This is a genomic window from Pedococcus badiiscoriae (assembly GCF_013408925.1).
Lineage (GTDB): Bacteria > Actinomycetota > Actinomycetes > Actinomycetales > Dermatophilaceae > Pedococcus > Pedococcus badiiscoriae.
Map to the genome: position 1 here is coordinate 186,619 of NZ_JACCAB010000001.1, position 19,899 is coordinate 206,517.

Below are 19,899 nucleotides of genomic sequence, written 5' to 3' on the forward strand. Positions count from 1 at the left end.
CACCCGCGTCTATCGCAGTTTCGTCACAATTCTCGGACTGATTGGGATATTTCTGCAGGTCACCGTGGTGGTGGAAAGTGGTGGAGATTTTACAGCTCTGGTCCGTAAGGCCAACTCGAGGCGCACCTCGGGCCTCCGAGGCCCCGGACGACCTCGTCGACCTCGTCGACCTCGTCCCCGGCGGCCCCCGATCCGGCCCGGCGGCGGGCGACGAATGCCTCCTGCCAGCCCCTGGCGAGGTCACGACACGGCATACCCCCTTCTTTGGTGGTGCGAAGTGGGGGAAGATCGATCGACCACCGCAGGGGCGCAGCGTGGCGGCCAACGGGGACGACGGAAGGACAGCCGGTGCAAGGCAGGCACGAGGACCAGGCAAGGCCAACACCCGTGGGCATGACGAAGCCGGAGGCCCTGCTCTCGCTGCCCGCGGGGTCACCCGCGTCACTCGGGCAGGTGACCGAGGTCGCCGGGCGGCTCGCGCGCGCCATCAACACCGTGATCGAGGGCAAGCCGGACGTCGTGCACACCGCGATCACGGTGCTGCTCGCCGAGGGACACCTGCTCCTCGAGGACGTCCCCGGAGTGGGCAAGACCATGCTGGCCAAGACGCTCGCGCGCTCGATCGACTGCTCGGTGCGACGGGTGCAGTTCACGCCCGACCTGCTGCCCAGCGACATCACCGGCGTGAGCGTGTTCAACCAGGACGTCCGTGACTTCGAGTTCCGCCCCGGGGCGATCTTCGCGAACGTGGTCGTGGGTGACGAGATCAACCGCGCCTCGCCCAAGACCCAGTCCGCTCTGCTGGAGTCGATGGAGGAGGGCCAGGTCACCGTCGACGGACAGACCTACGACCTGCCCAAGCCGTTCATCGTCATGGCCACCCAGAACCCGATCGAGATGGAGGGCACCTATCCCCTGCCCGAGGCCCAGCGCGACCGGTTCATGGCCCGCATCTCGCTCGGCTACCCGTCGTCGCGCGCCGAGGTGGCGATGCTCGACAGCCACGGGCAGGTCTCGCCGCTGGAGACCCTGCAGCCGGTGACCGATGCGGCCACGGTGTCGGCGATGGTGCGGGCGGTCCGCTCGGTGTTCACCAGCGATGCGATCAAGCAGTACGTCGTCGACCTGTCCGCGGCCACCCGGTCCAGCTCCGCGCTGCGGCTCGGCGCCTCCCCGCGAGCCAGCCTGCACATGCTCCGCGCCGCTCGTGCGCACGCCGCCCTCGAGGGCCGCGACCACGTGCTGCCCGACGACGTGCAGGCCATCGTGCTCCCGGTCCTGGCCCACCGCATCATCCCGACCGGGGAGACGCAGCTCGCCCGACGCAGCACCGGCGAGGTGCTGCAGGACCTCATGCGTCGAGTGCCCGTCCCCGCAGCCGGCCGCTGAGGCATCCGTCGTGCGTCGGATCCGCGACCTGCTGACCACCCGCGGGCGGGCGTTCGTCGCCGCGGGGATCACGTTGGTGCTGTGTGGGATCGGGCTGGGGTTCACCGACCTCACCCGCATCGGCGTGCTGCTCGTGGCGCTGCCGCTGCTCAGTGGTCTGCTCATGCGCCGCCACGACCTGCGGTTCGCCCTCGAGCGCACCGCCATGCCGGGGCGGATCCAGGTCGACGAGCAGGCCCGGGTCACGCTCGGCATCGAGAACGCCGGTGGCGCAGCCAGCCCGCTGCTGATGGCCGAGGAACAGCTGGACTACGCGCTCGGCGACCGGCCGCGGTTCGTGGTGCCGAAGCTGCGTCGCGGCGACCGCCAGGAGGTGCACTACTCGGTCCGTTCGCACGTCCGCGGTCGCCACCGGCTCGGACCGCTCGGCGTCCGGCTGCGCGATCCCTTCGGGCTGAGCACCCGGGTGGCGGCGATCTCCGGGTCCAGCGACATCCTCGTGCTGCCCCGCATCGTGCCGCTCGGAGGCGGCCAGCCCCCGGGCAGCGGGGTGGGTGCCGAGGGCGCCATCCCGCACATGGTCGCCCTGCACGGCGAGGACGACGTGTCCATCCGGTCCTACCGCGACGGTGACGACCTGCGGCGGATCCACTGGCCCGCGACCGCCAAGACAGGCGAGCTGATGGTGCGCCAGGAGGACCGTCCGGCGCGTCGGCGCGCCGCGATCGTGCTCGACTCCCGCGCCCGTGGTCACCACGGGTCGGGCACGTCGGGGTCCTTCGAGTGGGCCGTGACCGCGTGCGCCTCCGTCGCGGTCCACCTGCTCGACCAGGGGTATGCCGTGCACCTCGTCAGCGACGAGACGGCGGACGACAGCCGGGCTGCCACGGCCATGGAGGTCGACCCGCTCCTGGACGTGCTCGCGATGGCCGAGACGGGATCGGACGACCAGTTCGGCGACGTCCTGCAGGCCGCCCACCCGGTGACCGCGTCCGGCGGGCTGATCCTCGCCGTGGTGACCGACCTCGACGAGGAGATCGCGCGCCGGGTGGCCTCGCTGCGCCAGCCGGGCGGGACGGCCCTGGCCATCGTGCTGGACCCCGACGGCTTCACGACGACGCGGCGCCCTCGCGCCGCGGCCGGCGACGAGCTCGCGTGCGTCCCCGTGCTGCGCGGCGCCGGATGGGCAGTGGCCGTCGTCGGCGCCGGTGACGACCTCCCCTCGGTGTGGGCCGTCCTGTCCGGCTCCACGAGTCGGGTGGGTGTGGCATGAGCAGAGGTCGGGCTGCCGACTCCGTCATCGCCGGCGCCGCCTCGGCGGTCGTCGCCTGGCCACTGACCACCCTGTTCGCGCCGGACACGTGGGTCCGCCCGATGCTCCTCGTGGTCATCGCGGTCGTCGTCATCGGGATCCTCGCCCGTCTGGTCACCAGCTCGTGGGTGGCCATCGCGGCAGCCCAGCTGGTGGGGGTCGCGCTCGCCGCGAGCTGGGTCTACGGCCGCGGTCACCTGTGGCACGGCTTGCCCACGCCGGACATGGTGCTGGCCTTCAACAACCTGCTCGTGGACGCGCGCGAGACGGTCCAGCACTATGCCGCACCTGCCCCCACCACCCGCGGCGTCACCTTGGCGATCGGCCTCGCGATCGGGGTGGTGGCCACGATGGTCGACCACCTCGCCGTGATGCGCCGCTCCCCCGCGCTGGCCGGCCTGCCCCTGCTCACCGCCTTCCTGATCTCGGCCAGCAACTCGGGCGACGCCCTGCACCCGATGTTCTTCGTCGCGGCGGGCGGCGTCTGGCTGCTCATGCTCGGACGCCAGGGCATCGCCTCGCTGCGCCGGTGGAGCACGACCGTCCCCATGACCACGACGGGCGGGCGCAACACCGACGACCGCGACGGTGCCTACGGGTATGCCGCGGTGGGTCGGAGCCTCGCCGTCGCCGGGTTGGTGGCTGCGGTCCTCGTGCCCCTGGCCATCCCCCACTTCCCGACGCGCTACCTCATCGACGGCCTCGGCCGGTCCGCCGACGCCACCGGCTTCAGCAACGGCCAGATCGGGCTCAAGTCGACCCTCGACCTCACCAAGAGCCTGAACAGCCCCTCGAAGGCGCCCGTGCTGACCTACACCACGAACGCCGCGATCCTCACGACGCTGCGGGTCGGGGTCCTCGACACCTACACCTCCGGCAACTGGCAGCCCGGCCCGGTCGACGTCGACTTCGGCCAGCGCACGACCCTGGACCCGCCGCCCGACCTCGCGGCCGACGTCCCCCGGGAGACCTACCGGGTGTCCGTCGAGGACTCGCGCATCGAGGCACCGCAGATCGCAGCACCGACGCCCTTGGTGGGGGCCGACCTCGGAGGGGCGACCTGGGGGCTCGACCGCAACACCTCGGTGGCCGTGGTGACCCGGTCCACCCGCTCCTACCTCTTCTCCTACCTCGCGCTGAACCCCACCCAGGAGTCGCTGGCCCAGAGCCGGCGGGGGCCCAGCGGCAGCTTCCTGCGCGAAGACCTGCAGGTCGACCCGCAGTCACAGGCCCTGGTCAGCCAGCTGGTCAAGGACCTCGTCCCTCAGAACGCCTCGCGCATCGAGGCCGCCCGTGCCATCCAGAAGTACCTTCGTACGGACGGTGGCTTCACCTACTCGCTGAAGCTCCCGACGACCGTGAAGAACCGGGCCGGCCAGGAGGAGCGACCCGACCCGATCAGCCTCTTCCTGCGCTCGAAGGTCGGGTACTGCGTGCAGTTCGCCACCGCCATGGTGATGATGGCTCGCGAGGCGGGGATCCCGGCACGGATGGCGATCGGCTTCCTCCCGGGCTCGGTCGACCGAGGCACCTACACCGTGCGGGCCTCCGACGCGCACGCCTGGCCCGAGCTCTTCTTCGACGGAATCGGCTGGCTGCGGTTCGAGCCCACGCCGTCCGGCACCCAGAGCACCATCGCCCCCACCTACTCGCTGCCCCCGACGACTCCTGGCAGCGACAACCCCGCGACCGCCACCGCCACCGGCGGCGCCACCTCGAGCACCACCCGCCCGGGTCAGCGCAACGACCCGGCCAGCGCCGACGCGGCCAACGCCACCGGCGCGGGCTCCAGCGGCGGCTGGTTCGGACCCCGCACGCGCACCGTCGTGCTGTGGATCGTCCTCGGGCTCCTGGGCGGGATCCTCGGCTCGCTCGCCGTACCGCTCGCGGCACGACAGCGCCTGCGTCGCCGGCTGCGCCGCGCGCCGGACGAGTCCACCCGCGTCGAGATCGAGTGGCAGGCGATGACCGAGCGGATCGGCGACCTCGGCGTGATCCCTCCCCGCGGCAGCACCCCGCGTCAGGCCGGCCGCTTCTACCAGCGCGAGGCCTACCTCGAGGGGGAGCAGACCGAGGCGCTGGCCCGCGTCGTCTCGGGGGTGGAGCGATCCCGGTACGCGCCCCCCGGCGCGACCATCGCCGACATCCGGGCCGACACCCACACCGTCGTCAAGGCGGTCTCGGCGGTCCGCCGACGCAAGGACCGGCTCCGCGCGGCCTGGTGGCCGACTGACGGCCTGCTCGAGTGGCGCGAGCGCCGCGCCTCGGCGGGGCGCCGGCTGCGCCGACCCGTGGACCGCTTCCAGGACTGGCGCGCTGAGCGCCGCCGCTAGGAGGCGCAGCCGCTAGGAGATCTTGCGACGGTAGGCGGCCATGGCCCCTGCGTAGGCGATGGCCAGGATGGCGACGCACCAGCCCAGCGCGATCCAGATGTCCGTGCCCACGGGCTGCTGGGTGAGCAGGTCGCGGATGGTGTTGACGATGGACGTCACCGGTTGGTGCTCGGCGAACGCGCGCACGGGACCTGGCATGGTCTTCGTGGGCACGAACGCCGAGCTGATGAACGGCAGGAAGATCAGCGGGTACGAGAACGCGCTCGCGCCGTCCGCGGTCGTCGCGCGCAGACCGGGGATGACCGCGATCCACGTCAGCGCCAGCGTGAACAGGACCAGGATCCCCAGGACCGCCAACCAGGCCAGCGGCCCTGCTCCGGAGCGGAACCCCATGACGAGGGCGACGAGCACCACCACCACGAGCGAGACCAGGTTCGCGACCAGCGAGGTCAGCACGTGCGCCCACAGGACCGAGGCCCGCGCGATCGGCATCGACTGGAACCGCTCGAAGATGCCGCTGCTCATGTCCAGGAAGAGCCGGAACGCGGTGTACGCGATCCCGGACGCGATGGTGATGAGCAGGATGCCGGGCAGCAGGTAGCTCACGTACGAGTCCGAGCCCGAGGAGATGGCACCGCCGAACACGTAGACGAACAGGAGCATGAAGGCGATCGGCATTACCGTCGTCGTGATGATGGTGTCGACGCTGCGGGTGATGTGGCGCAGCGAGCGCCCCAGCAGGACGGTCGTGTCGCCGAGGAAGTGGGTGGTCATCGGTGGTCCTCACTCGTCCGGCCGACGACCGCGAGGAAGACGTCCTCGAGGGTCGTCTGCTTCTCCACGTACTCGACCGTGGCCGGGGGCAGGAGCTGCTTGAGCTCGGCGAGCGTCCCGTTCACGATGATCCGGCCCTCGTGCAGGATCGCGATCCGGTCGGCGAGCTGTTCGGCCTCGTCGAGGTACTGCGTCGTCAGCAGCACCGTGGTGCCGTGCTCGGCGAGCTCCCGGACGGCCTGCCACACCTCGAGCCGGGCCTGGGGGTCGAGCCCGGTCGTCGGCTCGTCCAGGACGATGACCGGAGGACTCCCGATGAGGCTCATCGCGAGGTCGAGGCGGCGACGCATACCGCCTGAGTAGGTCGACACCCTCCGTCGGCCCGCATCGGTCAGCGAGAAGCGCTCGAGGAGCCGGTCGGCGATCGCCCCCGGGCCCTCGAGGTGCCGCAGCCGGGCCACGAGCACCAGGTTCTCCCGCCCCGTGAGGATCTCGTCGACGGCCGCGAACTGTCCGGTGAGGCTGATGGACTCCCGCACCTTCGCCGGCTGGGTGCCGACGTCGAAACCGTTGACGACGGCCGTGCCGGCATCGGCCTTGAGCAGGGTGGCGAGGACCCGCACGACCGTGGTCTTGCCGGCGCCGTTGGCCCCGAGCAGGGCGAAGACGCTGCCCGCGGCGACCTCGAAGTCCACCCCGCGCAGGACGGCCAGGTCCTGGTATGCCTTCTGAAGGTTGCGCACCGCGATGGCCGGACTGGTCGTCATCGCTCTTCCTCCCGTTGCGCGTCGTCGATGGCCTGGGTGAGGCGGGCACGTTCCTTGTCGAGCCATCGCGTGCCGGTGTAGGCCTGCGCGAACGCCTCGGCGAACTCGACCGGGTCCTCCCCCACGATGGTGCGCACCGGGGTGCCGTCCGCGGCGGCACGGTCCCAGAGGTCGGCGAAGTCGCCGAGCATCAGCAGGAGGGTGCCGCCGTCCGTGACGCCCCCGTAGTACATGAGGTAGCGCTGCAACGCCTTGGCGACGGCACCGTACGGCTCGGGCAGCGCGTCGATGCGGGCCTTGCACTGCCGGTACTGCTTCTTCTGCTCCCACGAGCCGGTGACGGTCTCGATCCACTTGGCGGCCATGCCTACTTCTCTCCTTGGTCCGGGCTGTCGGCGTGTTCGGTACGGAGCTGGCTGAGGCGTTCGGTGAGGAAGCTCCAGGTCCTCCAGAACTCGTCGAGCTGTTCGCGCCCCTGGTCGTTGAGGGAGTACACCTTGCGCGGCGGCCCCTTCTCGGACGGGACCTTTTCCACGTCGACGAGGCCGCGCTGCTCGATCCTGACGAGCACGGCATAGACGGTGCCCTCCGCGATGTCCGAGAAACCCTGGTCCCGCAGCCAGGCAGTGATCTCGTAGCCGTAGGCGCGCCGAGCGAAGAGGATCGCGAGGACGATCCCCTCGAGGGTGCCCTTCAGCATCTCGGTCTCCTGCTTGCCCATGGGCCCTTCCCTCTCGGTACTCAGTGTCATTGACTACCAGTAGATAGTAACACTGAGTAGTGGCGACGCAAGACCCCTAACGCACGGAGATGACGCCCATCAGCCGACCGGTCACCCGACAGGTCAACCCGGCTCGCCCCACCCTGGTGCCCCGACTGGTCGCCTGCTGTTCACCTGCAGGTCGCCGCATCGATCGGAGGGGCGCGCACGCCGTCCCTAGCGTGAAGGGCATGAATCGTCGTGCGCCCTGTGCCCTGATCGCCGCCGCCACGGTGTGTGCAGCAGCCGCCGCTGCTCCTGCCGTGAGCGCCGCCGCTGCTCCCGCCGGGAGCAACGCCGCTGCGTCGGCCTCGCCGGCACTCGACCTGGGTCCGCGCGGCCTGCCCGAGACACGGACGGTGCGGACGGTCGAGCCGGGGGTGACCGTCACCCACATCATCCGGGGAACGGCCGACCCCTCCGTCCGTTGGGTGGTCGAGGTCAGCATCCCCAGCACCGGGACCAGCCCCGACCCGGACGCTCCGGCCCGCTCGATCCAGGACGAGGCCAGTGCGCAGGCCCACGCCGCCAAGCTCACCGCGGCAGGGTTTCCCGCCACGGCTCAGCGGGTCATTCAGCCGGCCACCGCAGACGTCCCGGCCGGCGTGCTCGGCGACCGGGTTCGCCTGAACGCCACGTACCCCTCGCAGACCGCGGCCGGCGACGAGGTGACGCAGCTCAAGGCGGCGGGCTTCACGAGCCGCGCCTGGTATGCCGGGTGGGACGGCACGTCCACGGCCCGAGGCCCGTGGAACGTCAACGTCGTCACCATCGACCCGAAGCGTTTCCACGGCAGCCTGGGCAGCACCTTCGGGCCGACCATCGAGGCGCGCGAGACGACGTCGTGGCTGGCCGGGTACACCAAGTCCAAGGCCGCCGTGAACGGTGGCTTCTTCGTGCTCGACCCGGCCGCCGGGGCTCCTGGCGACCCGGCAGGCGCCGGCGTCTACGGCGGCACGCTCGAGTCCGAGCCGGTGGGCACCCGTCCGGTCCTCGTCCTGGGGTCCGACGCCACGCACACCGAGATCACGCGCCCCCAGTGGAAGGGCGACGCGCTGCTGCCCTCGGGCGACGTCCAGCTCGACGGGCTCAACCGCGTGCCCGGGCTGATCCGCAACTGCGGAGGCGACAGTGGCGACGCACCCACCGCCCTGCCGCTGCACGACACCACCTGCACAGACCCGAACGAGCTGGTGCTGTTCACGCCGGCCTACGGCTCCTCCACCCCCTCGGGCCCCGGCGCCGAGGCCGTGCTCGACAGCCACGGCCAGGTGCTGCGCACGCTGGGCCAGCGCGGAACGGCCCTGCATCCGGGTGAGCGGTCGCTCCAGGGCATCGGCGACCTGGCTCCTGCGGTCGCCGGGCTCCACCCCGGCCAGCAGGTGCGGGTCGACACCAGGCTGACCGACGGCGCACAGCCACTGACCCGGCCGGGTCTCAGCGTGGTCAACGGCGGACCCGAGCTCGTGCAGCACGGCGCGGTGCACATCACCCAGCGCCAGGACGGCATGGTCCACCCCTCCGAGCCAAGCTTCGCCTACGGCTGGGTGCTCCAGCGCAACCCACGGACCTTCGCCGGGGTCGACGCGCAGGGCCGGACCCTGCTCGTCACCGTGGACGGACGCCAGCTCGACCAGCTGGGGCTGTCCATCCCCGAGACCGCCGCCGTTGCCCGCTCGCTCGGCATGGTGCAGGCCATCAACCTGGACGGCGGCGGTTCGACCGCGATGGTCGTCGATGGGCAGCTCACCACGCACCCGTCCGATGCCACCGGAGAGCGACCGGTCGGCGACGCCATCGTCATCCGCTGACGGGTCTGAACGGCAGACAGGTCAGGCGCCCCCCTCGGGGGGGCGCCTGACCTGTCTCGTTCGCCTGGGCTCGTTCGCCTGTGCTCGCTCGTGGGAGCGCGGCGGCGGTGCTCAGTCGAGGTAGTCGCGCATTAGGAACGCTTGAACGCTGTGCCGGTGAGCGTTACAAACGTGCAGGTCAGGAGCGCTGTGGGGCGAAATATCTTGGACTAAGGCAGGACTTCCATGAGCCCATCGCGACCACTCACTCTAAGTACCCTGTCGCTCGTCGCGGCCGGTGCCATCGGCGGGGGGTTCGCCCTGGCCATGTCTGGCAGCGGGCACCCGCCCGTCGAGTTCCGGCACGTAGCGCAGACCAGCACGACAGCGCCGGTCACGAAAACGCCGACAGTCACGACCACGACCGTCGTGACGAAGGTGACGGCGCCGGCACCCATCACCACGTCTACCGCGCCCAGAGCCACGGCGACGACGACGCATCACGCGGCACTGCTGGCGCCCGCGGCGGTGTCGACGACTGACCCTGCCGTCACCAGCACGACGCCCGCTCAGACGACGCCACCGAGCCCCGCAGGCCCGCCCCCGGTGATCCCCGGCAACGGGCCGCACTACTGCGGCGGCACGACGACGTGCCCCTGAGACGAACGGTAAAACTCCCCCAAGACGCCCACGGATCTCATTGCCGGGGGTTATACAAGAAAGGCGGCCCCGACGGGCGATTGCACGCCAGTCGGGGCCTAGATCGACACCCCTTCTCGAACAAGGAGCACCGAACCATGACCATCATCCGGCACACCGACGCCGAGCGCGTCAGCGAGACTACGGACTTCTGGGAGCAGGTCTTCCTCACGGAAGACGGACAGATCAACCTCGGCGAGCTGCGGGCCTACTGCGGCATCAAGTCACGCGCCACGACCATCACAACCGAGCAGGCGCGCGAACTGAGTCGCATGCTCACGTACTACGCCAACCTGGAGAGCTCCTCCGAGACGGGGGCCGGCTTCGCACGCGTCATGGGCGAGTTCGTCACAGCGGCGGATCTCGCCGACGAAGCAGGGCTCCCGGCCGCTGCCGTCGAGGCGTGGTGGAACGGCGAGGCGGGCATCCACCGGAAGTCAGCAGATCGCCTGATGACCGTGGCGATCCCCGTAGCGGCGCGGAAGGAGGCGACCCGATGAGCGCCACGGCTACGGCAACGCAGACCGTAGCGCCCATCAGCGTCGCCGTCCGCGAGGCAGCCCTGCTCACCGCCTTCCCGGAGTACGAGATCCGTGTGGCGATCAGCAAGGGCAGCCTCCCGTGCCACAGGCTGGGCAAGCGGTTCGTGATCCTCGTCGATGAGCTGCAGGCGTGGGTGTCCGCCCTCCCTGGCATCGAGCAAGAGTCCACGGCGCCTGCCGGCTGATCGCTCGACCCAGAAACAGCACCCCCGCTCAGTTCTGAGCGGGGGTGCTGTCTACTTCCTGACGTGGACCTACTACTCACCATTCCCGAAGTGGCAGAACGCCTCCGCTGCAGCGAGTGGGCCGTGCGGACGCTTGTCATGGCACCCGGTGGCCTCCGCGCTGCCAAGATCGCCGGCCGCTGGCTCATCGAGGAAGAAGACCTCGTTGCCTATGTCGAGTCTCAGGCGAACCGCGCCAAGCCCCGCCAGCGCCGGCGGCGCGCCTTGTGAACCAAGCCAGCACCCGCGCTCAAAGTGAGCGGGTGCTGTCCTAGTTCAGTCCATCACGATCACTCGACCTCACCCGGGCTCCCCGCGTCAGGCTCGCTCGTCCCCTCCAACTTCTTGTGCCACCTCGCGTGGCGATCCGAGTCGGCGACCGCAGCGCCACATCGACGGCACGTTGTGAACTCACAAGTGAGCGTAAGGCGCAAATGCCGCCGCGCGGCTGGTTGATCCTTTGCCCTAACGTCTTGGGTTATGTCTTTCAAGATTGCAGACCTTCGCAGGGCGACGGATGAGGTGGACCTGGTCCGCCTGCATGACGAGGTGGCCCCGCACACGATGGTTGGGGTCGACTACTACCTCGAGGAGCTGCAGCGTCGTGACTTCGTGCGCGCTGCTGAAAGCAGCGAGAAACTAGCTCGTGCCGCGGCGTGGCTTTCCGTCGTGAGCGCAGCGGCCTCCGTGCTCGCGCTACTCGTGTCGGTCATCGCGCTGTTTCGATAGGGAAACCGAAAGTCCCAGACTCGGGCCCACTGCGAGGGTTGAACTGGCGATGGAGGCGCGTAGTCCTCACACGGCCCCACTTCGTCAGGTTTCGCCCTCACCCTCCCACCGCTGATGTCATCCTGAGTGGATGGGAGAGCAGGGAGCCTCACCAGGCTGGTATCCGGTGCGTGGGGGACAGCGCTACTGGGATGGGCAGGCGTGGACGGAGCACTTCACACCAGATCCAGCCCCGGTGGCACAGCCGATCGTGCAGCGCGTCGTCATCGCGGGTCCGTCGGATCGGATTCAGACGAACCATGTGTTCCATCTGCTGATGAGCATTTTGACGTTCGGGCTATGGACACCAGTCTGGGCATTGGTCGCGTTTAGCAACGCCCAGTCCAACGCTAGGGCGCGGCGTCAGGCGCTCCGTAACGCCGGGCGCTAGACCGGAGTCGTGGGCGGAACAGGCTGCGGTGGGTCGCGGTCGGTCTCGACTGACGAGAACAGCACGCTGCTCGGGGTCCCTGCGTGCGCCCATCCGCGGGCCTTGGAACGCGCGTGCGCCGGGGCTGAGCTCCCGTCCACATGATCGAGGTGGGCGCGGTGTCTTGCCGCCGTAGCCTGGGCTCTGCCCCTACCGTAACTGCCCATGAGCACAACGATCCGATTCGGCAGCAGCGAGGAGCCCATCGCGGTCAGCGTCAAGGAGGCCTCGGGCCTGACGGGCCTCTCGGAGTATGAGCTCCGTCAGGCCATCAACCGCGGTGAGTTGCCTGCAAAGCGCCGGGGCAGACGGGTGCTCGTCCCGGTCGACGGCCTCAAGACCTGGATCGATTCGCTGCCCGACTACGTCGACTAGGTGTACCGACTGCGCGGCGTTCTCCCTGCGACTGGGCGCCAAGACATCTCCCCCTCTGTCTGTGTCAGCCCTCCTAGCCCGCGAGTCTCGCGCGGAGCTTGGCGGCAATTGATGCAGCCACATCGTGCGTGCGGTCCGTCTGCGGGATCTCGATGCGGGAGCCGTCGCGCAGAGAGATCGCCCACGAGGGGATCCATTCGTACAGTGACGCCGTTTGGAAGCCATATGTCGGCGCCGCCTCGGTTCCTGTGACGTGGCAGGCTACAACCTCATCCAGGCGCACAACTCGCGCTTCTCGCAGGACGCCCTGCCGTGAGTCATCGGGCTCCGACCCAAAGGTCCACTCGACCCCTTCATGCTCGCCATGAACGGACACCAATGCGTCGCCGACCAAGGCCAGGACGCGCCAATGGACGTGGCCGTCGGCCTTCGTCATTGTCGCGACCGGAAGCTCGAGCGACCTGCCGGATGTGAGGCTTACCAGAGCCTCATAGACGAGCCTTGGCGGCGTCTGCCCACCCACCCGAACCGCAGCGATTGCGTCCCGCACCTGCGTTTCGTCGTACTCCATTTGCTTCCCCTCGATTCCGCGCGCGGCCCCGACCAACGGATGGCGGTCGGGGCCGCGAGTGCGTGATGGCCCGACGTTACGCGGTAGTACCGACGATGTCCGTCTGGCGGACCAGTTGTGCCCTCGGGCCTCTCTCGGGCCGCGTGATTGCCAGCCGATACACCCCTGTACTGGCCTGGGGTTTGGGGCTCGAGGAGGACGGTGCGCGTGCGGTAAGGGAGGGGTTCATAGCCACGTACCGCAAGTTCCGAGACTGGACAGTCTCTCGACATCAAGACAGCACGCCCGCTCGAGGTATGAGATGGGGTGCTGTCGTGACGTGGCGTCCTAGGCTGGCTGGCGCTCGTCCGTAGCGGGCGACTTGGAAGCCCCCACGGTCTGAAGAATCTCTAGGCGCGTGTTCTTGGCTCGGCTCTTTGTGCGGCGCCTGGTCTCCTCGACGTAGGCCTCGGGGTCCTTCACGATGTCACGCACCAGCGCGTCTGAAATCTCGATGTCTACGACCCGCACAACGTCTCCTCTCGAAGGACTACACCCACACTGCCAGATGTAACGTCCAGAACCCTCAGGAGTTCTCCCGACATGCCGACTCCGTCAAATGACGTGGCGGTATCGCCCGAACGAACGACGGGCTCCTTTTCGGACAAGGATGCCTCCTGAACCTCGCTCACGATGCTACGCCTTCCATGTGACAGCAAGCAGGTTGGCGATGGTCTGCAACAGGTACGGATCTTCGTCTTGGTTGAAATCTCGCTCCAGCTTGGAATCGACCGTCACCATGCCAACGACGTCGCTATGCACGACGACGGGAGCTGAAACGAAGGACTTCCAGATGGGCGCGTCGGCTGACGCCTGGTACCCCAGCGTAGGGTCCTCCTCGATACTGCGACAGAAGCGGACCCTACGAGCGTCCAGATAGTCGAAGACTTCCGCCCCTACTTGTGTCTGCTCATCGAACGTCCGAGATGCCTCGTCGCTCCGCCCCAGCGTGTGCACAGGCCTGAGGGTTCGGGCCGGCTTCGAGCCACTCGCGTGATAGCAGATTGCGCGAATGTCACTGCCCCCCATCAGCGAGCTAGCCGCTGCCAGTGCGACAACGAGCGCTGAGCCCCGCAGCTCACTCTTGCGCCCTCCGTTCGCTTCGGTGTAGTCACGGACGGCGGCGCTCAAGGGCAAAAGGGTGCGATTGAAGTCATGGGTGATCCTTTCTATCGCTTCGTCTGCCACGCGTTCGGCCGTAGCTTGCTCGAGCACTGGCGGAATGACGGCGATCGCCGTCAACAGGGCCGCCACCAGGGCGCCGTGGGCCAATGCGGGCATCTGCTCGTTGCCGACTACCACCTGTACAGCCACAGCCGCGGAGGCAGCGACTACAGGCACCGACTTGGTAACCCAGCCGGCAGTACTGCTGTACCACCACCGATTGAATCGCAAGACTAGCCGCCGCAGCCGCCCGATGATCAGCACCCCAATGGTCGCCAAGGCGGCGATCGTCTCGGGCCAGTAGTGCCCAATCCACGTCCCCATGCTGGGACGTTAGGGCACGATCGACCATTTTGGGGCCAAGGGCCCGCAGATGCTTCGCTAGCGTCCGTTTCCTCCCGTCGTGGGATCTCGATGCTCCCCGCCCCCCTTTCCCGTGGTTCCGCGGGGAGCGCCGAGGGTCTAGCGGAATCGACACTGCGCCCCACAGGTAGGACCAGGCCCCCCGGTTCACGGCCGCTGCACCCCCGCTGCCGGGGGTTCGGTAGCCGGAGAGGGCTCGAGGAGCCAGGGCGAGCCTGCGATCTCGGGACCATTGCCGGGGATCGGAGGCGGTGGGGTGTTGTCGGGCATGACGTTCCTTCGGGGTCAGCGGAACCACTGCACGGAGCCGGATACCTCGGCGGTGTTGCTGGTGTTGGCGGCCCAGCTGAAGTAGCTGGTCGAAGCCGCGATTTGGACCAACACCGACCCGCCCCCGGTGAGGCCGGGCAGCACGGTGCTGAACGGGCTGATTCCGGTGCCGGAGCCGCCGGAGCCGGACACGGCCAGGGGTAGTGCGTACCCGTTGTATCCGGCGATGTTCGCCTGCGAGTAGAGGTAGTCACCGCCGAGGCCGTCGTACCCTCCGCTCGTGTGTGGGTTGATCGCGTAGACGCGCGCGACCACGGAGATTGCCGCCTGGGTGAACCCGGGGGGCACGGTCAAGGTGATCGTCTTGATGTTGGTCAGCGTCGTGGACAGCGAGAAGTTCGTCAGCGAGCCGTAGATCGCCCCTGCCGCAACAGGGTTCGTCAGTGCGTCGTTGCCTACGATGCCGGGTCGCAGGATGAGCTCGCCGATCGCAACCTTCTGGTTGTTGAACGCCCAGCCGGTCGTGCCAGCGTTGCCCGTGTCGATGTCGCCATCGAAGGCGTCGGACGCCATGCCACCATGACCGGTGGGGTGGATGCCTGTGCCGAAGAATGGGTTGCGGTTGACCAGCGCCCGCGCCTGTTCCTCGATGGCGTAAATGCGGTCGGAGAGCCGCTTCACGGGCTCCGGTAGTGCGCTCACGCGGACACCGCCTTTTCGACGATGCATTCGGCCCGGTCGAGCAGCGCTTGGATGGCCGGAAGCTCTGCATCGACGTTCTCGCCGCGTGCCTTGCGGCGGGCGAGCTGGGCGACGCGTCGCTCGGCCACGAGGACGAGGGCGGTGCACGTCAGGAAGGCTCGCAGTTTGTGCATGTCATCGGTCCTTTGGATCGTCGGAGTCGAGAGCATGCGTGTTCGGCCCACTCATCGCAGACCCCCGCCCACTGCTCGGTCAACACTGCCAGCCGAGATCGTCGGACGCAGGGTGACGTTGGACATTTCAGCCGCCAACGCCTGGATGCTGGACCGGGACAAGGTCACCGTCCCACCACCGTTGCCGACGGGGACCAGGTGCTCAGGGCCGCCCGTGCGGTTGTCGACCACGTTCAGCCCCGGCGCCAGAATGCCGCCAGAGTCGAACACGGGCGCAACCAAGCCACCACCGGAGTACCCGTGGCCCTGACCGATGACGTTGGTCATGTTCGCCAGCCCGTAACGTGACAGGGCGTAGTGGATGCCCGCCATGAGGTTGTCGAGGCCGTTGAAGATGTTGTGATGCCCCGGCAGGGCGTACGCCCCGAACGTGGACGGGATGACCTGCACCAGACCGCGCGCCTCGTTGCCGCCCGAGTTGATGTCGTGGATCTGCTGGATGATGTTCGGGTTACCACCAGACTCGGTGGCGATCTGCCGCAACCACGCGTTGATGAGCGACGTGCTCGGGGTGACACCGTTGGCGAGCAGTGCCGCGCTCACGGTCGACGCCCACCTCCCCACACCAGACCCGGACGGGGCAGCAGCCTTGGCCGACGCGCCGCCACCGAACAGCGACACGAGGTCCAGCTTGCCCAGAGCACCCACCGCGGTGGACGCCCACAGGTTCGACCCGAGGCCACCAAGGATGGAGCCAAGCAGGTGCTTGACCGCACTCAGCGGGTTGGACAGGAACGACCCGGCGTTGCTGAGGAACCCAGCGACGTCGCTGACGATGCCGCCGCCCGCGTACCCACGGAACCTGCGCATAGCCTCCACCGCGGCAGGCCCACCGTGCGCGGCCACGTCCTCCTGAGAGAACACCACCTCGCCGGCGTGGACAATGCCCGCAGGCTTGTACTTGCCACCAGGGCCGGTGTAGCCGCCCACGGCGAACGATGTGGTGCCACCCTTCGTCGAGTGACCACCAGACCCACCACCCGGCCAGGCAGGTGCGGTGATGTTGCTGGGCCATGGCACCTGGAATGAGACGCCGACAGCCTTGAGCATCTGGTTCAGCGGCTTGATGAAGTTGTCCCGCACGAACGACAGAACGAGGTTAATCGGCCCGGTGATGATCTTGGGCAAGTTGTTCCACACCGACTCGATCGCCGACGTGACCGCTGAGAAGATGCCCGGCAGCGCCTGCAGTTCCAGCTTCAGCATGTCGAGTGACGGCTTGATGACGTACTTCCAGACGGTCTCGATGACCGCGCCCATGGCCTTGAAATACGGTGCCACGACGTTGTTCAGCAGCCACTTGATGACCGGGCCGAGCACGTTCTGGAGGTAGTCCCACCACAGCCCCAAGATCGGGCGGATGACGTTCTTCCACGCCAGGGAGATGATCTGCCCGATCTCGGTGAACGCGGGCTTGACCACGTTCTGCCACAGCTCGCGGACGACGGGCATGATCTTGTCGTTGATCCAGCCCCACATGGCCTCGAGCGCAGGCTTGATGTAGCCCTTCCACGCGCTGCTGATGAAGTCGCGAACGTGGGTCCAGACCTCGGTCACGACGCGGCGGAGGGTCTCGTTATGCTTCCACAGGTTCGTGATGACGACCCCGAGGCCGACGAGACTGATCACGATCGCGGTGAGCGGGAGGGCTGCACCCTCGGTGCCAAGAGCGATGGCGACGAAGATCGCGGCGATGCCAGCAGCGATCGCACCCAAGACCTCCGGTGACACGCCAGCGATGAACTGAAGGAGCGTGTCGACCACGGTCACGATCACCGGGCCGAGCGGGGCCAGCGCGACGAGGATGCTCGCGAACGCCTTGCCGAGGTCCAGCAGCAGCCCACCGATGGCGGGACCGTTGTCGATGAGGTACTGCATGAACTGGTGAAAGCCGCTGGACTGCGAGAGTTGCTGAGCCCACTGGGCGAACCCGGTGGCCATCTGGAGGAACATGCCGAGGAACGCCGAGGCGACCGGGGCGAACGCCTGGAACATGGCCGCGAAGCCCGTGGCCCACTGGCCGAAGATCTGAGCGGTCGTCACCAGCCATGGGCCGAGGTTCTTCGACAGGAACTTGAAGAACTGGGACCAGAACGGGCCACCCAACGCCTTCGACGCCGACAGGAACAGGTCACCCATCGTCTTGGCCAGCGCCCCCACGAACCCGGTCAGGCCAGGCAGCATCGGCAGCAGCGCCTTGATCCCAGCCTCAACACCGGGCAGGAAGCCGTTCTGTGCGGCCTCGGACAGGCTCGTGAACGCGCCCTTGAGGCCGAAGATGAAGTGGGCGAACTGGGCGCCGATCGGGGAAAGGCCCTTGAACGCCTGAGCCACCGCGTTCGCCGACGCCGCACCAGCCTGACCGGACGCACGGTGAGCCGCAGCCACCGCAGCCTCAGCCGAGATGATCGACGCCGCAGCGGTGCGCTGCTGGTCAGCCTGCGCCCGGATCGCCGACGACAGTGCCTCCTGCGCCTTCGTGACCGACTCGACTGCCCTCGCCTGAGCCAGGGACGCGTTCTGCTGGGCGTTCGTGAGGTTCTTCTGCGCGTCCGTCACACCCTGCGCGGCCTGAGCCACCTGGTGGTGCGCGTCCACAACAACCTTGGAACCCTCAACACCCAGACGGTTCGCCTTCGCCGCGTCCGCCTGAAGTCGGGACTGCTGAAGCGCGAGGTCCTTCTGCTGCTGCACCGCCTGGTCGTAGGCGAGTTGCGCCTGGTCCTTCTGCAGCGGGGACGAGCCACCGTTGAGCAGGGTGTTCTGCAGGACGATCTGCGCCTGCTCCACAGCCTGCGCGGCCTGACGCTGCGCGAGCGCGCCATCAGCCAACTGATGGGAGTAATCCTCAAGCTGCCGTTGCGCCGCCTGACGCGCGTCAATGAGAGCCAGCTGTGCGGTGCGCTCAGCCCACTGCGCGTTAGCCAGCCCCTCCTCAGCCGTGTGGACCTGCAGGAGCGCCGACTGCACAGACTGTGACGCCTGGACCTCAGCGTCAGCGACACCACGGCGGGCGCTAGCGACAGCCTGCGCGGAGTTGATCGCCTGCGACGCAGCCGCAGCGCGAGCGTTCGTCAGGCCCCGCTCAGCCGACGCAACCTGAGCCGCTGCTGACTGCACCGCCACCGCGTTCTGAGCCGACTGTCCAGCCGCCGTGTTCAGCGCACCGACAGCACCGAAGACCGGCTTCAGGGCGAGCATGACCACACCGAGCGCGGCGACGACAGCACCAGCAGACGCGCCGATCGCTGCCACCGCGCCAGCCGCAGCAGCAGCAGCGGGGACGATGGCAGGGGCGAGCGCGACACCAGCCACCGCGAGGCCACTGATGCCACTCTCTGCGCCAGCTGCCTGCGCCCCAACGTTGTCGAGTGCCTCGCTGCTGCCGACTGCGTCGATCTCGGCCCGGAACGCCGCCAGTTCGGCGGACGCGCGAGCCACGTCGACCTTGACGCGCACGTCGGGGGAGCGAGCTCCGAGCTCGTCAAGCCGGGTCTTGATCTCGTCGATCTTCGCGGTCGCCTCAGCGGCCGAAATGTCAACGCCGACCCGCTTGTCCGACAGTTCGAGCAGTTGGGCACGGAGTTCGGCGACCTTGCGTTCGGCCTCAGTGGAGTCGGCGGTGATCTTCGCCTCGGGCAGCGCCTTCAGCGCGGCGGCAACCTTGGCGCGGAACGAGTCCGCGAACGCCCCACCGGAACGCGCGCCCTCCGCACCAGCCTTCTGGCTCGCGCCGGCGAAACCGCCGCCGAGACCATCCCTGATGCCCTTGGCGATCTGGTCGGCGAGGACCGCGCCGATGTCCCGCCCGATACGGTCGGCCTGCGGGACGATCTGCGCCCGCAGCTCGGTCGCGAACTTCTGCGCCGAGGGGACGATGTCGACGGCCACACTTCCGACGGAGATCAACGGGACGCACCTCCGTTGCAGGTGGGGCACTCGAGGCAGTGGCAGGCGTGGCAGAGTCCGCCCGAGAGCAGGAGCCATGGGACGGGGTTGAGCACTAGAGGGTGGAAGCGCAGACCAGGCGGGGAGTAGTTGCCGCACCGGTCGCACGTCCGGTCCTCGCGAGTCCCCTCGCCGGGAGAGTGCGCCTCACCGAGCGGCCGCACGATGACTGACGGAGCGACGGTGCGCCCGAACGGGCTCTGCCCGTGCCCCTCGTGCTCGAGCTCCCATACGCGTCGGGCCATGCGCTCACGAAGCCAGGCAGACGGCTCATAGGTGGGTGAGGTGACCGAGTCGACCATGTGCCGGACGACGTCGACCTCGGCCGGATAGGGGCTCGCCTGTCGTGAACGCCGCCTCATCGTGTGCCCACCTGCCCGGTCGACACATGGGGGGCGGCGATGCTCCGCAGCACCTCGGCCCACTGGGCGGCGTCCACGTTGTAA

Annotated in this window: 19 protein-coding genes; 10 read left to right on the forward strand and 9 right to left on the reverse strand. The window is 68.5% G+C overall.

Translation table 11 applies throughout. From position 1 onward, the window contains the following. Positions 1–393: 393 nt before the first annotated feature. Genes BJ986_RS00905 through BJ986_RS00915 form a run of 3 tightly spaced genes read left to right on the forward strand, consistent with a single transcriptional unit; the run spans position 394 to position 5,034 of the window. The gene (locus BJ986_RS00905) at positions 394–1,389 is read left to right on the forward strand and encodes an AAA family ATPase (protein ID WP_179420288.1); all 996 of its coding nucleotides are present in this window, start codon (positions 394–396) and stop codon (positions 1,387–1,389) included. Between the two features lie 10 nt (positions 1,390–1,399). Continuing rightward, complete coding sequence (locus BJ986_RS00910; protein ID WP_179420289.1) at positions 1,400–2,662, forward strand: DUF58 domain-containing protein; 1,263 nt, start codon at positions 1,400–1,402, stop codon at positions 2,660–2,662. Next, a complete protein-coding gene (locus BJ986_RS00915) occupies positions 2,659–5,034 on the forward strand; it encodes a transglutaminase TgpA family protein (RefSeq protein WP_179420290.1) in 2,376 nt (791 codons plus the stop codon). The genes BJ986_RS00910 and BJ986_RS00915 overlap by 4 nt, the downstream gene beginning before the upstream one ends. Before the next feature lie 12 nt (positions 5,035–5,046). Here the strand turns inward: BJ986_RS00915 and BJ986_RS00920 are convergent, their stop codons facing one another. From BJ986_RS00920 to BJ986_RS00935, 4 genes are read right to left on the reverse strand one after another with little or no spacing between them, the layout of a single operon-like run. After that, positions 5,047–5,808, reverse strand: coding sequence for an ABC transporter permease (locus tag BJ986_RS00920; RefSeq protein ID WP_179420291.1), 762 nt, complete (start codon positions 5,806–5,808; stop codon positions 5,047–5,049). Then, complete coding sequence (locus BJ986_RS00925; RefSeq protein ID WP_179420292.1) at positions 5,805–6,575, reverse strand: ABC transporter ATP-binding protein; 771 nt, start codon at positions 6,573–6,575, stop codon at positions 5,805–5,807. The genes BJ986_RS00920 and BJ986_RS00925 overlap by 4 nt, the downstream gene beginning before the upstream one ends. After that, a complete protein-coding gene (locus tag BJ986_RS00930; protein WP_179420293.1) occupies positions 6,572–6,940 on the reverse strand; it encodes a DUF1048 domain-containing protein in 369 nt (122 codons plus the stop codon). The genes BJ986_RS00925 and BJ986_RS00930 overlap by 4 nt, the downstream gene beginning before the upstream one ends. Positions 6,941–6,942: 2 nt before the next feature. After that, positions 6,943–7,296, reverse strand: a complete 354-nt coding sequence (locus BJ986_RS00935) for a PadR family transcriptional regulator (RefSeq protein ID WP_179420294.1) — start codon at positions 7,294–7,296, stop codon at positions 6,943–6,945. A 230-nt stretch (positions 7,297–7,526) separates the two neighbouring features. Here BJ986_RS00935 and BJ986_RS00940 point away from each other — a divergent pair, with 230 nt between their 5' ends. The 7 genes from BJ986_RS00940 to BJ986_RS00970 all read left to right on the forward strand — a co-directional run bounded on the left by BJ986_RS00940 (position 7,527) and on the right by BJ986_RS00970 (position 12,163). Continuing rightward, a complete protein-coding gene (locus tag BJ986_RS00940) occupies positions 7,527–9,146 on the forward strand; it encodes a phosphodiester glycosidase family protein (protein ID WP_179420295.1) in 1,620 nt (539 codons plus the stop codon). Positions 9,147–9,922: 776 nt separating this feature from the next. Continuing rightward, positions 9,923–10,324 carry a hypothetical protein gene (locus BJ986_RS00945; protein ID WP_179420296.1) on the forward strand — a complete coding sequence of 134 codons (402 nt, stop codon included), beginning with the start codon at positions 9,923–9,925 and terminating at the stop codon, positions 10,322–10,324. After that, positions 10,321–10,551: a MerR family transcriptional regulator gene (locus tag BJ986_RS00950; RefSeq protein ID WP_179420297.1), complete on the forward strand. Its 231-nt coding sequence runs from the start codon at positions 10,321–10,323 to the stop codon at positions 10,549–10,551. Before BJ986_RS00945 ends, BJ986_RS00950 begins: the two co-directional genes overlap by 4 nt. A 63-nt stretch (positions 10,552–10,614) precedes the next feature. Continuing rightward, positions 10,615–10,821 carry a helix-turn-helix domain-containing protein gene (locus BJ986_RS00955; protein WP_202881152.1) on the forward strand — a complete coding sequence of 69 codons (207 nt, stop codon included), beginning with the start codon at positions 10,615–10,617 and terminating at the stop codon, positions 10,819–10,821. 249 nt (positions 10,822–11,070) lie between these two features. Continuing rightward, on the forward strand, positions 11,071–11,319 hold the full coding sequence (locus tag BJ986_RS00960) for a hypothetical protein (RefSeq protein ID WP_179420299.1): 249 nt from the start codon (positions 11,071–11,073) through the stop codon (positions 11,317–11,319). A gap of 130 nt (positions 11,320–11,449) precedes the next feature. Next, positions 11,450–11,749, forward strand: a complete 300-nt coding sequence (locus BJ986_RS16845; RefSeq protein WP_179420300.1) for a DUF2510 domain-containing protein — start codon at positions 11,450–11,452, stop codon at positions 11,747–11,749. Positions 11,750–11,953: 204 nt separating this feature from the next. Further along, entirely contained in the window at positions 11,954–12,163 is a 210-nt protein-coding gene (locus BJ986_RS00970; protein ID WP_179420301.1) for a helix-turn-helix domain-containing protein, read from the forward strand. A gap of 73 nt (positions 12,164–12,236) precedes the next feature. Here BJ986_RS00970 and BJ986_RS00975 read toward each other — a convergent pair whose 3' ends face one another. The 5 genes from BJ986_RS00975 to BJ986_RS00995 all read right to left on the reverse strand — a co-directional run bounded on the left by BJ986_RS00975 (position 12,237) and on the right by BJ986_RS00995 (position 19,414). Next, positions 12,237–12,734, reverse strand: a complete 498-nt coding sequence (locus tag BJ986_RS00975) for a hypothetical protein (RefSeq protein ID WP_179420302.1) — start codon at positions 12,732–12,734, stop codon at positions 12,237–12,239. A gap of 675 nt (positions 12,735–13,409) precedes the next feature. Beyond that, positions 13,410–14,261, reverse strand: coding sequence for a GAF domain-containing protein (locus BJ986_RS00980; protein WP_179420303.1), 852 nt, complete (start codon positions 14,259–14,261; stop codon positions 13,410–13,412). Positions 14,262–14,585: 324 nt separating this feature from the next. Continuing rightward, positions 14,586–15,272: a hypothetical protein gene (locus tag BJ986_RS00985; RefSeq protein WP_179420304.1), complete on the reverse strand. Its 687-nt coding sequence runs from the start codon at positions 15,270–15,272 to the stop codon at positions 14,586–14,588. Further along, entirely contained in the window at positions 15,269–15,445 is a 177-nt protein-coding gene (locus tag BJ986_RS00990) for a hypothetical protein (protein ID WP_179420305.1), read from the reverse strand. Before BJ986_RS00990 ends, BJ986_RS00985 begins: the two co-directional genes overlap by 4 nt. Before the next feature lie 51 nt (positions 15,446–15,496). Continuing rightward, on the reverse strand, positions 15,497–19,414 hold the full coding sequence (locus BJ986_RS00995; protein WP_179420306.1) for a transglycosylase SLT domain-containing protein: 3,918 nt from the start codon (positions 19,412–19,414) through the stop codon (positions 15,497–15,499). Between the last annotated feature and the right edge of the window lie 485 nt (positions 19,415–19,899).

Excerpts from the sequence above, each read along its gene's own strand:
- BJ986_RS00905 (WP_179420288.1), top strand. The coding sequence starts at position 394 with ATGACGAAGCCGGAGGCCCTGCTCTCGCTGCCCGCGGGGTCACCCGCG.
- BJ986_RS00915 (WP_179420290.1), top strand. The coding sequence starts at position 2,659 with ATGAGCAGAGGTCGGGCTGCCGACTCCGTCATCGCCGGCGCCGCCTCG.
- BJ986_RS00920 (WP_179420291.1), bottom strand. The coding sequence starts at position 5,808 with ATGACCACCCACTTCCTCGGCGACACGACCGTCCTGCTGGGGCGCTCG.
- BJ986_RS00925 (WP_179420292.1), bottom strand. The coding sequence starts at position 6,575 with ATGACGACCAGTCCGGCCATCGCGGTGCGCAACCTTCAGAAGGCATAC.
- BJ986_RS00930 (WP_179420293.1), bottom strand. The coding sequence starts at position 6,940 with ATGGCCGCCAAGTGGATCGAGACCGTCACCGGCTCGTGGGAGCAGAAG.
- BJ986_RS00935 (WP_179420294.1), bottom strand. The coding sequence starts at position 7,296 with ATGGGCAAGCAGGAGACCGAGATGCTGAAGGGCACCCTCGAGGGGATC.
- BJ986_RS00940 (WP_179420295.1), top strand. The coding sequence starts at position 7,527 with ATGAATCGTCGTGCGCCCTGTGCCCTGATCGCCGCCGCCACGGTGTGT.
- BJ986_RS00945 (WP_179420296.1), top strand. The coding sequence starts at position 9,923 with ATGACCATCATCCGGCACACCGACGCCGAGCGCGTCAGCGAGACTACG.
- BJ986_RS00950 (WP_179420297.1), top strand. The coding sequence starts at position 10,321 with ATGAGCGCCACGGCTACGGCAACGCAGACCGTAGCGCCCATCAGCGTC.
- BJ986_RS00960 (WP_179420299.1), top strand. The coding sequence starts at position 11,071 with ATGTCTTTCAAGATTGCAGACCTTCGCAGGGCGACGGATGAGGTGGAC.
- BJ986_RS16845 (WP_179420300.1), top strand. The coding sequence starts at position 11,450 with ATGGGAGAGCAGGGAGCCTCACCAGGCTGGTATCCGGTGCGTGGGGGA.
- BJ986_RS00970 (WP_179420301.1), top strand. The coding sequence starts at position 11,954 with ATGAGCACAACGATCCGATTCGGCAGCAGCGAGGAGCCCATCGCGGTC.
- BJ986_RS00975 (WP_179420302.1), bottom strand. The coding sequence starts at position 12,734 with ATGGAGTACGACGAAACGCAGGTGCGGGACGCAATCGCTGCGGTTCGG.
- BJ986_RS00980 (WP_179420303.1), bottom strand. The coding sequence starts at position 14,261 with ATGGGGACGTGGATTGGGCACTACTGGCCCGAGACGATCGCCGCCTTG.
- BJ986_RS00990 (WP_179420305.1), bottom strand. The coding sequence starts at position 15,445 with ATGCACAAACTGCGAGCCTTCCTGACGTGCACCGCCCTCGTCCTCGTG.